Source organism: Albibacterium sp. (genome assembly GCF_035514885.1).
GTDB lineage: Bacteria > Bacteroidota > Bacteroidia > Sphingobacteriales > Sphingobacteriaceae > Albibacterium.
This window is the reverse complement of the sequence record NZ_DATJCH010000003.1, coordinates 127,391-141,361: the sequence shown is the minus strand read 5'-3', so window position 1 is coordinate 141,361 and position 13,971 is coordinate 127,391. Positions and strand designations below refer to the sequence as shown.

The window sequence follows — 13,971 nt, the reverse complement described above, 5'->3', positions numbered from 1 at the left end:
TGCTCTTGTTTTATGGCATTTATACAATTTAAAGGATTACTGCAATAAATGGAAAATTTATACCTTCTTTTATTAATGCCTGTTTTTGGCGCTATTCTACTTGCATTTGTTAAGCAATCTCAGTTAGCAAAACGATTGGCTTTAGCTGTTTCATCTTTTACAATTATTTTAACTATACCTTTTCTGTTAAATTTTGTTCCGGATGCTTCCATGCAATTTGTAGAATCCTTTGCCTGGCTTCCATCTTATGGTATAAATTTTCATATCGGTATTGATGGTATAAGCTTACCCATGATATTGTTAACGAATGGATTAATTCCGCTTATAATATTATCTACTTTTCGATATGAGTATAAAGGTGGTTTTTATGCTTTGATATTATTTATGCAATCGGGGCTACTTCTAGTCTTTATGGCTTTAGATGCATTTGTGTTTTATATTGGTTGGGAAGCTGCATTGATTCCTATCTATTTTATCTGTGCAATCTGGGGAGGAGAAGATCGTATCCGAGTTAATTTGAAGTTCTTTGTTTATACGTTTATTGGAAGCTTATTGATGTTGACAGCCATCATCTATTTACATTTCCAAGCACCGGAAAGAGATTTTGAACTTTCATCCTTTTACCAACTAGGCTTGGATGCTCAAACGCAGGGATGGATTTTTATAGCGTTTTTTATTGCCTTTGCTGTGAAATTACCAATCTTTCCTTTTCACACATGGCAGCCCGATACCTATACTTCAGCGCCTACTGCAGGAACCATGCTTTTGGCGGGTATTATGTTAAAAATGGGAATATATGGTCTTATTAGATGGTTGATTCCTGTTTCACCTCTTGGTTTTGAACAATATGGAACGATCTGTTTGGTTTTAGGTATTATAGGTGTTGTTTATGCTTCTATTATTGCACTTAGACAAAATAATATTAAACGATTAATAGCTTACTCGTCTATTGCACACGTTGGATTGATTAGTGCTGGTGTTTTTGCATGGAATGTCCAAGGCTTACAGGGTGCAATGATCCAAATGATTAACCATGGGATAAATGTTGTAGGTTTATTTTTTGTTATGGACATTATAATCAACCGGACTCAAAAGGAAAATCTAAGCGACTTGGGTGGCATCGCTTTATCAGCACCTAAGCTGGCGATTGTATTTTTAGTTCTCGTTATGGGAGCTATTGGTTTGCCCATAACGAATGGTTTTGTGGGAGAATTTTTACTATTGGCCGGTATTTATAATGCAGGTATATGGTATGCTGTTTTTGGAGGATTAACACTTGTTCTTGGAGCTGCATATATGTTACGTCTATACCAGAAAACGATGCTTGGAGAGAAGAATGATATTACTTTTAATTTTAAAGATATTCATGGGTCAGAGACCGCTGTTTTTGTGATTCTGGTGTTGTTTGTTCTGGGATTAGGGATCTACCCTGAGCCTTTATTAAATATTTCAGAGGCAGCAGTAACGAATTTAATTAATCAAATATCAATTAAATAAGAAATCAATCGATTTTTCGAATAAATATTAACAGATGGGTGCAATCATTACGCTTACGATATTAGCGATTCTAGTATTATATTTAGGACTGTTTAAGGCTACCAAAGCCATATTGCCAATATCGATTTTTGGATTGGGTGTGGCTCTTGTATTTTGCATTGTTCAATGGAACGGTACAGCAGTTCCGCAGTATAATGGGATGGTGCTTTTTGATCATTACGCTCTCGTGTTTTCCATGTTAATGATTGGGTTAACAATCTTGATTTTATTGCTGTCCAGGGATTATTTTGATACAATTGGTGAGCATACCGCGGAGTATTTCTCTTTAATACTGTTCTCTTTAATTGGAGGATTAATTATTGTTTCTTTTTATAATCTTTCTATGCTATTTATTGGTATTGAGATTATGTCTGTAGCTTTATATATTCTGGCGGGGATTCGCAAAAGCGATTATGGATCAAATGAGGCTTCTTTGAAATACTTCCTGATGGGAGCTTTCTCAACAGGGTTTTTGTTATTTGGAATTACGTTAATTTACGGGGCTACAGGATCGTTCGGATTGGATGAAATCCAGGCTTATGTTCAAAATAATGTTCAGGCGATCTCTCCTTTATTTTTTACTGGGGTTATTCTGTTTATAATTGGTTTAGGATTTAAGATAGGTGCAGCACCATTTCATTTTTGGGTGCCGGATGTTTATGATGGGTCACCTATTTTGATAACGACTTTTATGAGCACAATCGTGAAAGTTGCCGCGATTGCTGCATTCTTGCGTTTATTTTGGTTCTGCTTTGAGCCGTTAAATTATTTCTGGACACCGGTTTTATCTGTAATGTCCGTTCTTACCTTATTTATTGGAAATATTACCGCTTTAATGCAACAAAGCTATAAGAGAATGCTGACATATTCCAGTGTCTCTCATGTAGGATATATGTTGTTTGCTATATTAAGTCTAGGTGGAGAATCTGCTAATGGGATTCTGATTTATGTTGGAGCTTATTCTCTTTCCTCCATTGTAGCTTTTGGAGGCCTGATTGCTGTGAAAAGAGCGAGTGGAAGTGAAAATTTTGAAGCTTTTAATGGCTTGTCAAAAAAGAATCCATATTTGTCTTTTATGATATTGGTAGCTATGCTTTCTTTGGCAGGTATCCCTTTAACAGTAGGTTTTATTGGTAAATTTATGATGTTTGCCGCTGCTTTACATAATTATCACATTACATTGGTAGTTCTCGCTGTTATTAATGCTGCAATTGGAATTTACTATTATTTCCGTGTTATTGTAGCAATGTATTTTAAACCAGCTGATAGAGAAGAAGTTGTTTGGAATTTAAATTATAAGGTAGTTCTTACCATTGCTACAATAATAACCATTTGTTTAGGACTCTATCCTTCTCTCGTTACAAACATTGTTTAAGAGCATTTATTTTCGATAGAATAAAGAAATAAATAGTGTTTGAACTTAATTGTTACAATGGATATCTTAGGGGTCACTATTTTAGGATATCATAAAATCTGGCTGTTTATTTTTATATATTCGTAGGATAAGGATTTGTATGCACGAGCTTTGGTTATCGTTTCAACAATTATTTGATGCAGAAGCCCTGCTTCGAAGTGGGGGATTCTATTTATTATTGATTGTAGTTTTTGCAGAGACTGGTTTGTTTTTTGGTTTCTTTTTGCCTGGAGATTATTTATTGTTTCTGGCAGGATTATTTTGTGCTTCAGGACTTCTTCCGGTTAGTATTTATACGCTTTGCGGAGGACTGTTAGCAGCAGCGATTTTAGGAAATTATACAGGCTATTGGTTTGGTTCAAGAACGGGTCCGATGCTTTTCAAAAGGAAGGATTCGCTTTTGTTTAAACGAAAGTATATAGTAGCCGCTGAAGAGTTCTATCATAAATATGGTGCGCTAGCATTAATTTTAGGTAGGTTTATGCCAATTATACGTACATTTGCTCCGATATTCGCAGGAGTAGTTCGTGTAGATTTAACTAGATTTACTATTCTCAATATTTCAGGAGGAATACTTTGGGTAGCTATTCTAACTCTATCGGGTTATTTTTTAGGCCAGAATTTCCCTCAGATTGTTAATTATATTGAGTATATAATAATAGGATTTATTTCACTTACAACCGTTCCTGTAATTGTTACAGTTGTCCGAAAGAGTATAAAAAAAGAAAAATAAAATAAGAATTAATCTATGAGTTTTAAGCATCCATGGCACGATATTTCGCCCGGTAATGTTATTCCTACTTCTGTTAATGGTATTATTGAAATCCCAAAAGGTTCGAAAGCTAAGTATGAGATAGACAAAGAAAGTGGTTTAATGAAGCTGGACCGCGTTCTGTTTTCATCTGTTATTTATCCAGCTAATTATGGGTTTATTCCACAAACTTATTGCGATGATAAAGATCCCCTTGATATATTGGTGCTAAGTTCAGTTGATGTATATCCAATGACTTTAATTGAAGCGAATGTAGTAGGGGTTATGCATATGATTGATAACGGTGAACAGGATGATAAGATTATTGCTGTTGCTAAGAATGATATGTCTGTAAATTATATTACCGATTTATCTGAGTTACCGCCCCATACTATGAAGGAAATAGTTCGATTCTTTCAAGATTATAAAGCTTTGGAAGGTAAAAATGTTACGGTTGAGCAACTTTTGGATAGATCTTATGCATTAAAAGTTATAGAAGAAAGTCTGGAGCTTTACCAGAAGATATTTGTGAACCAAAAATAGAATTATGGGTTTTCAAATTTTTGTTACTTTTCTGTTAGTTTTCTTGAATGGCTTTTTTGTCGCTGCTGAATTTGCAATTGTTAAAGTTAGGGCCTCACAAATTGAAATTAAGGCTAAATCAGGAAATAATGTAGCAAATCTTGCGAAACACATCACTAATCATTTAGATGGGTATTTAGCTGCAACACAATTAGGAATTACATTAGCTTCTCTGGGCCTGGGTTGGGTTGGAGAGGCTGTGATGACGAAGGTTGTTGTTAATTTTCTTGCCCTTTTCGACATCCAATTGATTGGTACATTCCAAACTAATATTGGTCATATATTAGCATTCTCAATCATTACAATTTTGCATATTGTATTCGGAGAGTTGGCTCCTAAATCAATAGCGATTCAAAGGCCGGTAGGTACTACAATGGCATTAACCTTACCTTTAAGGTTCTTTTATATGGTGTTCAGGCCTTTTATATGGGTTTTGAATGGTTTCGCAAACATGCTGTTAAAAATGTTGGGTTTTGGTGCCACCATGAATGAAGTGCATCATTCTTCTGAAGAGTTACAATACTTACTTGATCAGGGAAAAGAATCAGGCGCTCTAAATTTAACCGAACACGAGTTAATTAAGAATGTTTTTGATTTTAATGAACGAGTGGTAAAGAATGTAATGGTTCCGCGTACAAAGATCACCGCTGTAGAGGTTGATAGTCCGAAAGAACTTTTATTAAATACAATTATTAGCGAAGGGTATTCCCGGGTACCGGTATACGATGGGTCAATTGATAAAATAGTAGGGGTTGTGCATGCTAAAGACTTGCTTCCTCAATTGGTAGATAAACAGGAGATCGAATTAAAAAATATTATTAGGAAGCCATATTTTATTCCTGAAACGAAGAAGATTAATGATCTGTTGGCGGAATTTCAGCTGAAAAGAATTCAGATAGCGATCGTTTTAGATGAGTTTGGAGGAACTTCGGGTATGGTTACCTTGGAAGATATTGTAGAAGAATTGGTGGGTGAAATTCAGGATGAGTATGATGAAGAGCATCCAATTGTTGAGCAAGTATCGCAAACAGAATATATCGTTTCAGCATCTGCCAACATTCATGATGTTAATGAGTATTTACCATTAGACCTTCCTCCAAGTAACGACTATGACACGCTCTCTGGTTTAGTAAGCGAATTGTTTGATAAGATACCGGATGTAGGTGAGTGTAAAGAATTCCACGGTTATGCCTTCACTATTTTAAAGAAGACTCAGCAAAATATTGAGTCGGTTAAAATGGAACGTTTGGAGCAGTCAGACGAAGAGCCTGAAGAATAAAATTTATCGCTGTGCATATATTCTATACCCCAGATATTGAGAATCAAAGTTTGCATTATGATCTTTCAGAAGAGGAGAGTAAACATTGTACTCGGGTATTAAGATTAAAAACAGGAGCTAAAATTACATTGATTGATGGTAGAGGCGGTGTTTTCTCAGGAGTAATTGCTGATTCATCTAATAAAAAGAGAACCAGAGTCAATATTTTATCTTTTGTAGAAGACTCTAGAGGAAGGAATTATAATCTTCATTTGGTAGTAGCTCCTACCAAATCGCTGGATCGTTATGAGTGGTTTCTAGAGAAAGCTACGGAAATCGGTATTGATGAGATCACACCCATCATTTGCGAACATTCTGAAAGAACAGCAATGAAGCTTGATCGCTTGAATAAGATTGTAATAGCGGCAATGAAACAATCTCAGCAGTCGTTTTTACCAATTGTAAATGAACCGATTAAATTGAAGGATTTCTTTCAGCTTAAAGTGCAAGGAAAGAAGTTTATAGCTCATTGCGTAGACCATGAGAAAATGCAGCTAAAAGATACGCTTAAGAAGAATGAGGATGCTGTTATTCTGATTGGCCCTGAGGGAGATTTTAGCGATACGGAGATCGAGAAGGCTCTTTCTTCAGGATATATTCCAATTACATTGGGGAATACAAGATTGAGGACTGAAACAGCAGCATTGGTTGCATGCATGGAAACCAGCTTATTAAATCGTTAGCTTATGAAAGATATCCTTGTTAATAATAAGACCTATACCGTTGAAATAAAGGATGAGGGTGTTTTTATTGGAGGCAAATTAATCCAGATGGATTTGCAGGAATATTCTACCGATCATATGCATGTTTTATTAAGGAACAAGAGCTATTCTGCAGAAGTGGTTAAGGTTGATTATAAGGGAAAGGAAGCGGAAATAAAGATTAATGGCATTCTATACCATGTTTCTTTAAAGGATGAAAAAGATGCCTTGTCGAAAAGCTTAGGCATTGAACTAAATAAATCTCAAAGCGTTTCTAATTTAAAAGCTCCGATGCCGGGTTTGGTTTTAGAAATTTCCGTAAAGACAGGTGATAAGGTAAATAAGGGAGACTGCTTACTAGTATTAGAAGCAATGAAAATGGAGAATCTTATCAAATCTCCATTGAATGCTACTATTAAATCTATTGAAATTAATACTGGAGATAAAGTAGAAAAAAATCAACTCCTTATTCAGTTTGACAATACTATTTGATAATCCTTTTAATCTTATTAGATTGCTTGATTAATTTAAATAGGGCATCGTAATCTTCCATTTCAAGAACATCATGCATACGTTGCAATTGTCTGATATGTTCTTCTAAAACCTCAAGCACATTCTTCTTGTTTTGTTTAAATATTGGTACCCACATTTCCGGTGAGCTCTTAGCCAGCCTTACTGTAGATGCAAATCCTCCACCAGCAAGCTCAAAAATTCTTCCTTGCGATTTTTCTTTTTCTAAAACCGTTAATGCAAGTGCAAAAGAAGTGATATGAGAAATGTGTGATACGTATGCAGTGTGTAAATCATGCTCCTTTCCATTCATGAAGACTGGGTTCATTTTTAGGGCTTCACAAATAGATTCGGCAATTTCAAATGCGTCTGGATCAGTTTGTACGATATCGCAGAATACCATATTCTTTCCAGTAAATAGGTCGTCTACGGCTGCTTCAGGACCAGAGTATTCGGTACCAGCCATTGGATGCACTGCTACTAATCGGCCCCGTTTAGGATGATCCTTAATTGATTCCAGTATTTCTTGTTGTGTTGAACCCATTTCCATTACCACTTGGTCTTTTGTGATTTGATCAAGTATAGTTGGAAGTAACTCTTGAATGGAGTTTACCGGAATAGTTAATATTATCAGGTCTGAGTCTGATATTGCTTTATCTAAGTCTGAGGTAGCATCGATTATTCCAAGCTCCAAGGCTTTATTTAGGTTTCCGCTATTTGTATCAACTCCAAATATCTTGTTTACAGGCACAGCTTTTCTTAAGCTCAGTGCTAAGGAACCACCGATTAATCCTACTCCAATAATAGAAATTTTCATTTTTTTAACTTGACAGGTTTGATAAGGTTATACGTTTAATGGCTTCTGTGAAAACTGATTCCGGAGCACAAAGACTGATACGAATATGCTTGATTCCCTGGCTTCCAAAGATACCTCCAGGTGTGATAAATACGCGTGATTTATCAAGGATCTCATCCGCTAAAGCGTACGAGTCTTGATGTTTATCGGCTATTTTGGCCCACATAAACATTCCTACTTGATTCTTATCATATGTACAGTTTAGGAGGTCTAAAAGTTCATAGACCTTCTCTCTTCGTTTTCGATAAACTTGATTTAGCTCAGTATACCAATCTTTATTTAAAGATAAGGCTTTGCTTGCAGCCATTTGAAGAGGGTAGAACATTCCCGAATCCATATTGCTTTTAAAACGTAGGACTTCTGAAATACGTTCTGCAGCACCCAATAGCATCCCTATTCTCCAACCCGCCATATTGAAGGTTTTGCTGAATGAGTTTAATTCGATTGCTACATCTTTGCTTCCGGGTATTGAGAGGATACTAATTTGTTCATCATTCAGAATAAAACTATAAGGATTATCATGACATAATAATATCTGATTTTCTTTTGCGAAGGCAATAAGCTCTTGAAAAAGCTCTCGATTTGCTTTAGCTCCACTAGGCATATGAGGATAGTTAATCCACATAAGTTTTACTCTGCTAAGGTCACTTTTCGACAGTGCTGCTAAATCTGGTAGCCAGTTCTCCTCTTCTTTAAGCTCATAGCTTATAGGGGTTGCGCCACTTAATCGTACCGCTGATAGATAGCTGGGATAACCTGGATTCGGAACAAGAGCTTCATCTCCAGGCTGAAGATAGGTCATACATATATGCATAATACCTTCTTTAGATCCCATTAACGGTAATATTTCGGTTTCAGGGTTCAGGCTTACAGAGTATTCCCGGTCATACCAAGTTGAAATAGCGTTTCTTAATGCTGGTATTCCGTTATATTTTTGATAGGCGTGGTTGTGAGGATTCTTTGATTCTTCAATTAATGTGTCGATAACAATAGCGGGTGGCTTCAAGTCCGGACTACCTATTCCAAGGTTCAAAACTTGTATTCCATTTTTGTTTAGTTCTGCTATCTGGCTCAGTTTTTTTGAAAAGTAATATTCTTCTGTATGTTGAAGCCTATCAGCAATTTTCATATGCATATCAATATTATTAGGCTTGCTAAATTACTAATGATTTATTAGATATTTGCTTAGATTACAATATTTAGCCACATATTTAAAATGTGGCTAAGTTTTTCTTACAAAAGATGGACTATACCATTTAAAATAACTTGAGCGGGTTTTATTACCTTTGCCTCACGCTATAATTATGAAAACATATTTTAGATTACTTTCCTTTGCAAAACCAATAGAAAAATTCGCTATACCTTATGTGATCTGTGCATTATTAGCAGTTCTTTTTGGTACCATGAACTTGGTGTTAGTAGGACCTTTGTTGAATACCCTGTTTATGGCAACCGATGAGGTTGATATTCTGGCTAAGCCAGATAATTGGATGAATGTTATTGATTGGTTTAATTACTACGCACAAGAGATAAGCACGATGTACGGTGCTTATGGTGCATTGAAGTTAGTTTGTATAGTAATAGTGTGCTCGGTGTTTTTAAGCAATCTGTTTCGCTATTTTTCTCAGCGTATAATGGAGAATTTGAAGATCCATACCTTATTGAATTTAAGGAAGACAGTCTTCAATAACGTAATGGATCTGCATGTAGGATATTTTAATAATCAAAGGAAGGGGGATATTATTTCAAAGATATCGTCTGATGTGCAAGTAGTTCAGTTCTCGGTGACAGGAACGTTGCAAGTTGTATTTAAAGAGCCTTTACAGCTTTTGTTTTATATAGTTTCATTGCTGATGATGTCGGTTGAACTCACCTTGTTCGCTTTACTGATTATTCCTATTTCAGGTTTCTTTATTTCTAAAATTGTTAAGAAGTTAAAGCAACAAGCTATGGAAGCTCAATCAGTATATGGACAAATGATTAGTTATTTAGATGAAGCCTTATCAGGAATAAAGATTATTAAGGCATTTAATGCAGTTGAGTTTGTCAAAAAACGGTTCAACGAAGAAAATGCTTATTATTCTAATATTGGTAGGCGCATGGCAAGAAGGCAGCAACTTGGGTCGCCTGTATCAGAGTTCTTGGGGGTAATAATGGTGGCAGTAATATTGTTATACGGAGGAAACCTGGTTATTAATGGCGATCAAAGTTTTACGGCCGGGACTTTTATTGCTTATATAGCTATATTCTCACAAGTAATGCGACCGGCAAAAGCATTGACAGATTCATTTACTAATATTCATTCGGGTATTGCTGCAGGTGAGCGTGTGTTGGATTTGATTGATCAAAAGCCAGGTGTTGTAGACCTGTCTGATGCAAAAAGTATTGACTCATTTAATGATGAAATCAGGTTAGAGAATATAGGTTTTGATTACGATGAGAAATCAGTTTTATCAAATGTAAATATGGTTATCCCGAAAGGATCTACGATAGCATTAGTGGGCCCGTCTGGTGGTGGAAAATCGACTTTAATGGATTTGATTCCTCGCTTTATGGATCCATTAAAAGGAAGAATATTAATTGACGATAAGGATATTCGTGATTTAAAAGTTGATTCGTTGCGAAATCTAATGGGTATCGTTAATCAAGACCTTGTTTTATTTAATGATACAATAGCTAATAATATTGCATTTGGAATTGAAAATGCATCTGAAGAGAGTATAATTGCTGCCGCCAAAATTGCAAATGCACACGATTTTATAATGGAGTCGGAGTTAGGCTATCAAACTAATATTGGCGATAGGGGTATTAAACTTTCCGGCGGACAGAAACAAAGATTATGTATTGCTCGGGCAGTATTGAAGAATCCACCGATATTACTGCTTGATGAAGCAACATCTGCTTTAGATACAGAGTCAGAGAAATTGGTACAGGAAGCCTTAAATAACCTGATGAAGAGTAGGACTAGTTTAGTTATTGCTCATCGACTTAGTACAATTCAACAGGCAGATAAGATATTCGTTTTAGATAAGGGTAAGATTGTGGAAGAAGGAACGCATACAGAGCTTCTGGTTAAAGAAGGAGTATATCGTAAACTTATTGAGATGCAGCAGTTTTATCATTAATATCCAATGTTAAAAAAACAGGAAGGGGTATTTATCAGCTAGATAAATACCCCTTCCTGTTTACTTCTATTTATTAAGATTAAAGCTTACGCTTTACTTCTACTTGTTCGTATGCTTCTACGATATCGCCAACATGAATATCGTTAAACTTATCGATATTTAAACCACATTCATATCCGGTTGAGACCTCTTTAACATCGTCTTTAAAGCGTTTCAGGGAAGCAAGTCTACCGGTGTAAACAACCACTCCATCTCGAATTATCCGAATATCATGGTTCCGATTTATTTTACCATCTAATACCATACAGCCGGCAATTGTACCAACCTTACTGATTTTGAATGTTTCACGAATTTCAACGTTTGCAACGATCTTCTCTTCGTACTTAGGAGCCAACATGCCTTCCATAGCTGATTTGAGTTCATCAATTGCATCGTAGATAATTGAGTACAGACGAATATCTATTTGCTCTTGTTCTGCTAGTTTCCTTGCACCTGTTGAAGGCCTAACTTGGAAACCTATTATAATTGCATCAGAAGCAGAGGCTAATAAAACATCAGATTCTGAAATCTGTCCAACCGACTTGTGAATAACATTTACTTGAATCTCTTCCGTAGACAGCTTTAACAAAGAGTCTGAGAGTGCTTCAATAGAACCATCAACATCACCTTTAACAATAATATTTAACTCTTTAAAGTTACCAATTGCTAATCTTCGGCCAATTTCGTCTAGAGTAATATGTTTTTGTGTCCTTAATCCTTGCTCTCTTTGTAATTGTAATCGTTGATTTGCGATTCTTCTAGCTTCAGATTCGCTTTCTAGAACATAGAATTTATCACCAGCAGTTGGAGCTCCGGTTATACCTAAAATCTGAACCGGTGTTGAAGGACCAGCTGAGACTACTTTTTGCCCACGCTCATTAGTTAAGGCTTTTACTTTACCACTATGTGATCCTGCTAGAATTGCATCTCCTACTCGTAAAGTACCCGACTGAATAAGTACGGTTGTAACAATACCTCTTCCTTTATCAAGTTCTGCTTCTACAACTGAACCAACAGCTCTCTTGTTTGGATCAGCAGTTAATTCAAGTAAGTCTGCTTCAAGTAAAACCTTCTCTAATAATAGATTTACATTTTCTCCGGTTTTGGAAGATATTTCCTGTGCCTGGTATTTCCCACCCCATTCCTCTACAAGAATATTCATGGTAGATAACTGCTCACGAACCCGGTCTGAATTAGCACTTGGTTTATCCATCTTAGTAAAGGCGAATACGATCGGAACATTAGCTGCCAAAGCATGGTTGATAGCTTCCTTTGTTTGAGGCATAACGCTATCGTCTGCTGCTATTACAATAATAACAATATCAGTAACTTTAGCACCACGAGCCCGCATTGCGGTAAATGCTTCGTGACCAGGCGTATCTAAGAAGGTAATCTTACGGCCGTTTTCTAATGTAACTTCATAAGCACCTATATGTTGTGTAATTCCACCTGCTTCACCGGTTGTTACGTCCGATTTACGAACATAATCGAGAAGTGAAGTCTTACCATGATCCACATGTCCCATCACTGTTATGATTGGTGAGCGTGGAATCAGGTTATCCGGATTATCTGCTTCTTCTAAGTCAAATGCTTCTTCTTCATCTGCTTTAATAAATTCAACTTCATGGTCAAACTCTTCAGCAACGATGCTAATTGTTTCTGCATCTAGGCGTTGGTTAATTGATACGAACAAGCCTAGACTCATACAAGTAGAGATAATCTGAGTTACCGGAACGTCTAAAAGAGTAGCCAATTCATTCGCTGTAACAAATTCTGTTACACGAAGTACTTTTGATTGTAATTCACGCTCTAAAGCAGCTTCTTCAGCTGATAAGGCAACATCGTCACGTTTTTGACGTCTTAGTTTTGCACGTTGAGCAAATTTACCAGACTTGCCGGCACCGCTTAAACGTGCAAGTGTTGCTTTAATTTGATCTTGTATTTCTTTATCTGTTGGCTCTTCTTTCTTAACAACAGGTTGACGAGCTCTTCCTTTATTAAAGTCGTTTCTTCCTCTTGGATGTTGTCCTGGTCTGTTACTTCCACCACTATTGGCTCCACCACGGTTTGGTGCTTGACCTGTATGAGGAGTATTCGGTGTGTCAGAACCAGTTCCAGTTGGTGTATGAGGATGCCTATTTTGTCCCGTAGGAGCTTCTTTGCGCTTACGTTTACGTTTATGATCTGTACTAGAGCCGGTAGAAGAAGCAACAGGTTGATTCTTTCTACGGGAAGGAGTAGGTAGATCTATTTTACCAACTACATTCGGACCGGTTAATCGTACTGTTTTGGTTCGAAAAACTCCATCAGGATCTGATTTCCGAGGCTCTTCGGTCTTAATAGTAGGTTTTATTTCTTTTTCTTTTTCTACTTGTGTGTTTTCTGCAGAAGCTTTCTCTTCACTAGCTTTCTCTTCCTCTACCTTTTCTACCTTAGTTTCCTGAACCTCTTCTTTCTTAGTTTCAGCTACAGGTGTAGGAGATTCTATAAGCTTTTCAGGACTTAATGGTGTTTCTTCAGGTATAGATGGCTTGGGTTCTTCCTTAATGGTAATCGCTTCCGGTTTTTCAGAAACGGTAGTATCAAGCGGTTTTGATTCGATTTCTTCTTTCTTCTCCACTACCTCAGTTGAAGGTCTAACTTTTTCATGTTTAGTGCGAGGGTTCAGATTGTTCAAATCAATTTTACCTACTACCTTTACTCCCCTATGTGTACCGGCTTTGGTATCTTCTACTTTATCTTCTTCATTGTGGGGTAAAGGAAGGTTCTCAGGCTCTTTTTTAGTTTTTTCTACAGGAGGGGGGCTGAAAGCGCTATTTTTTATAAGAATTTCCTCTGTTTCTGAACCTTTATCAGATTTCTCTTGAATAGGTTCAGTGGAAGTTTCATCACGACGGATCTTACCAATAACAATTTGATTGGCTTCTTCTTTCACGATTTTATCCCCCTGATATTCCTTTAAGAGAACATTGTACATTTCACCATTCAATTTTGTATTTGGTTTTGATTCTATATCATAACCCTTTTTACTTAAAAAATCAACGGCTGTAGCTATACCAATGTTCAATTCTTTGGCGGCTTTCAGTAAGTTTATGCTTTTACCTTCTGTCATTTATTATTATTACCCTTTATATATACT

General features: G+C 36.4%; 11 protein-coding genes. 8 read left to right on the top strand and 3 right to left on the bottom strand.

What is annotated here, in order from left to right; genetic code table 11:
* The first annotated feature begins 48 nt into the window (after positions 1 to 48).
* The 7 genes from VL047_RS00690 (at position 49) to VL047_RS00660 (ending at position 6,794) form a co-directional block, all read left to right on the top strand.
* Positions 49 to 1,497 carry an NADH-quinone oxidoreductase subunit M gene (locus VL047_RS00690; protein WP_325357478.1) on the top strand — a complete coding sequence of 483 codons (1,449 nt, stop codon included), beginning with the start codon at positions 49 to 51 and terminating at the stop codon, positions 1,495 to 1,497.
* Positions 1,498 to 1,531: 34 nt separating this feature from the next.
* Positions 1,532 to 2,911 (top strand): NADH-quinone oxidoreductase subunit N, encoded by a 1,380-nt coding sequence (locus VL047_RS00685; RefSeq protein ID WP_325357476.1) that lies wholly within the window; start codon positions 1,532 to 1,534, stop codon positions 2,909 to 2,911.
* Between the two features lie 139 nt (positions 2,912 to 3,050).
* The gene (locus tag VL047_RS00680; protein ID WP_325357474.1) at positions 3,051 to 3,683 is read left to right on the top strand and encodes a DedA family protein; all 633 of its coding nucleotides are present in this window, start codon (positions 3,051 to 3,053) and stop codon (positions 3,681 to 3,683) included.
* A gap of 15 nt (positions 3,684 to 3,698) precedes the next feature.
* Entirely contained in the window at positions 3,699 to 4,244 is a 546-nt protein-coding gene (locus VL047_RS00675; RefSeq protein ID WP_325357472.1) for an inorganic diphosphatase, read from the top strand.
* 4 nt (positions 4,245 to 4,248) lie between these two features.
* The gene (locus VL047_RS00670; RefSeq protein WP_325357470.1) at positions 4,249 to 5,562 is read left to right on the top strand and encodes a hemolysin family protein; all 1,314 of its coding nucleotides are present in this window, start codon (positions 4,249 to 4,251) and stop codon (positions 5,560 to 5,562) included.
* Positions 5,563 to 5,573: 11 nt separating this feature from the next.
* A complete protein-coding gene (locus VL047_RS00665; RefSeq protein WP_325357468.1) occupies positions 5,574 to 6,284 on the top strand; it encodes a 16S rRNA (uracil(1498)-N(3))-methyltransferase in 711 nt (236 codons plus the stop codon).
* A gap of 3 nt (positions 6,285 to 6,287) precedes the next feature.
* Complete coding sequence (locus VL047_RS00660) at positions 6,288 to 6,794, top strand: acetyl-CoA carboxylase biotin carboxyl carrier protein subunit (RefSeq protein WP_325357466.1); 507 nt, start codon at positions 6,288 to 6,290, stop codon at positions 6,792 to 6,794.
* Here the strand turns inward: VL047_RS00660 and VL047_RS00655 are convergent.
* Together VL047_RS00655 and VL047_RS00650 are read right to left on the bottom strand one after the other, a co-directional pair.
* Positions 6,787 to 7,629 (bottom strand): prephenate dehydrogenase, encoded by an 843-nt coding sequence (locus VL047_RS00655; RefSeq protein WP_325357464.1) that lies wholly within the window; start codon positions 7,627 to 7,629, stop codon positions 6,787 to 6,789. The genes VL047_RS00660 and VL047_RS00655 overlap by 8 nt on opposite strands.
* 4 nt (positions 7,630 to 7,633) lie before the next feature.
* Positions 7,634 to 8,803 carry a pyridoxal phosphate-dependent aminotransferase gene (locus tag VL047_RS00650; RefSeq protein ID WP_325357462.1) on the bottom strand — a complete coding sequence of 390 codons (1,170 nt, stop codon included), beginning with the start codon at positions 8,801 to 8,803 and terminating at the stop codon, positions 7,634 to 7,636.
* Positions 8,804 to 8,972: 169 nt separating this feature from the next.
* On the opposite strand from VL047_RS00650, the gene VL047_RS00645 reads away from it, so the two are divergent.
* Positions 8,973 to 10,793: an ABC transporter ATP-binding protein gene (locus tag VL047_RS00645; protein WP_325357460.1), complete on the top strand. Its 1,821-nt coding sequence runs from the start codon at positions 8,973 to 8,975 to the stop codon at positions 10,791 to 10,793.
* Positions 10,794 to 10,872: 79 nt separating this feature from the next.
* Here the strand turns inward: VL047_RS00645 and infB are convergent, their stop codons facing one another.
* Positions 10,873 to 13,944, bottom strand: coding sequence for a translation initiation factor IF-2 (gene infB, locus VL047_RS00640; protein ID WP_325357458.1), 3,072 nt, complete (start codon positions 13,942 to 13,944; stop codon positions 10,873 to 10,875).
* Positions 13,945 to 13,971: the final 27 nt, after the last annotated feature.

Excerpts from the sequence above, each read along its gene's own strand:
- VL047_RS00690 (WP_325357478.1), top strand. The coding sequence starts at position 49 with ATGGAAAATTTATACCTTCTTTTATTAATGCCTGTTTTTGGCGCTATT.
- VL047_RS00685 (WP_325357476.1), top strand. The coding sequence starts at position 1,532 with ATGGGTGCAATCATTACGCTTACGATATTAGCGATTCTAGTATTATAT.
- VL047_RS00680 (WP_325357474.1), top strand. The coding sequence starts at position 3,051 with ATGCACGAGCTTTGGTTATCGTTTCAACAATTATTTGATGCAGAAGCC.
- VL047_RS00675 (WP_325357472.1), top strand. The coding sequence starts at position 3,699 with ATGAGTTTTAAGCATCCATGGCACGATATTTCGCCCGGTAATGTTATT.
- VL047_RS00670 (WP_325357470.1), top strand. The coding sequence starts at position 4,249 with ATGGGTTTTCAAATTTTTGTTACTTTTCTGTTAGTTTTCTTGAATGGC.
- VL047_RS00660 (WP_325357466.1), top strand. The coding sequence starts at position 6,288 with ATGAAAGATATCCTTGTTAATAATAAGACCTATACCGTTGAAATAAAG.
- VL047_RS00655 (WP_325357464.1), bottom strand. The coding sequence starts at position 7,629 with ATGAAAATTTCTATTATTGGAGTAGGATTAATCGGTGGTTCCTTAGCA.
- VL047_RS00650 (WP_325357462.1), bottom strand. The coding sequence starts at position 8,803 with ATGCATATGAAAATTGCTGATAGGCTTCAACATACAGAAGAATATTAC.
- VL047_RS00645 (WP_325357460.1), top strand. The coding sequence starts at position 8,973 with ATGAAAACATATTTTAGATTACTTTCCTTTGCAAAACCAATAGAAAAA.
- infB (WP_325357458.1), bottom strand. The coding sequence starts at position 13,944 with ATGACAGAAGGTAAAAGCATAAACTTACTGAAAGCCGCCAAAGAATTG.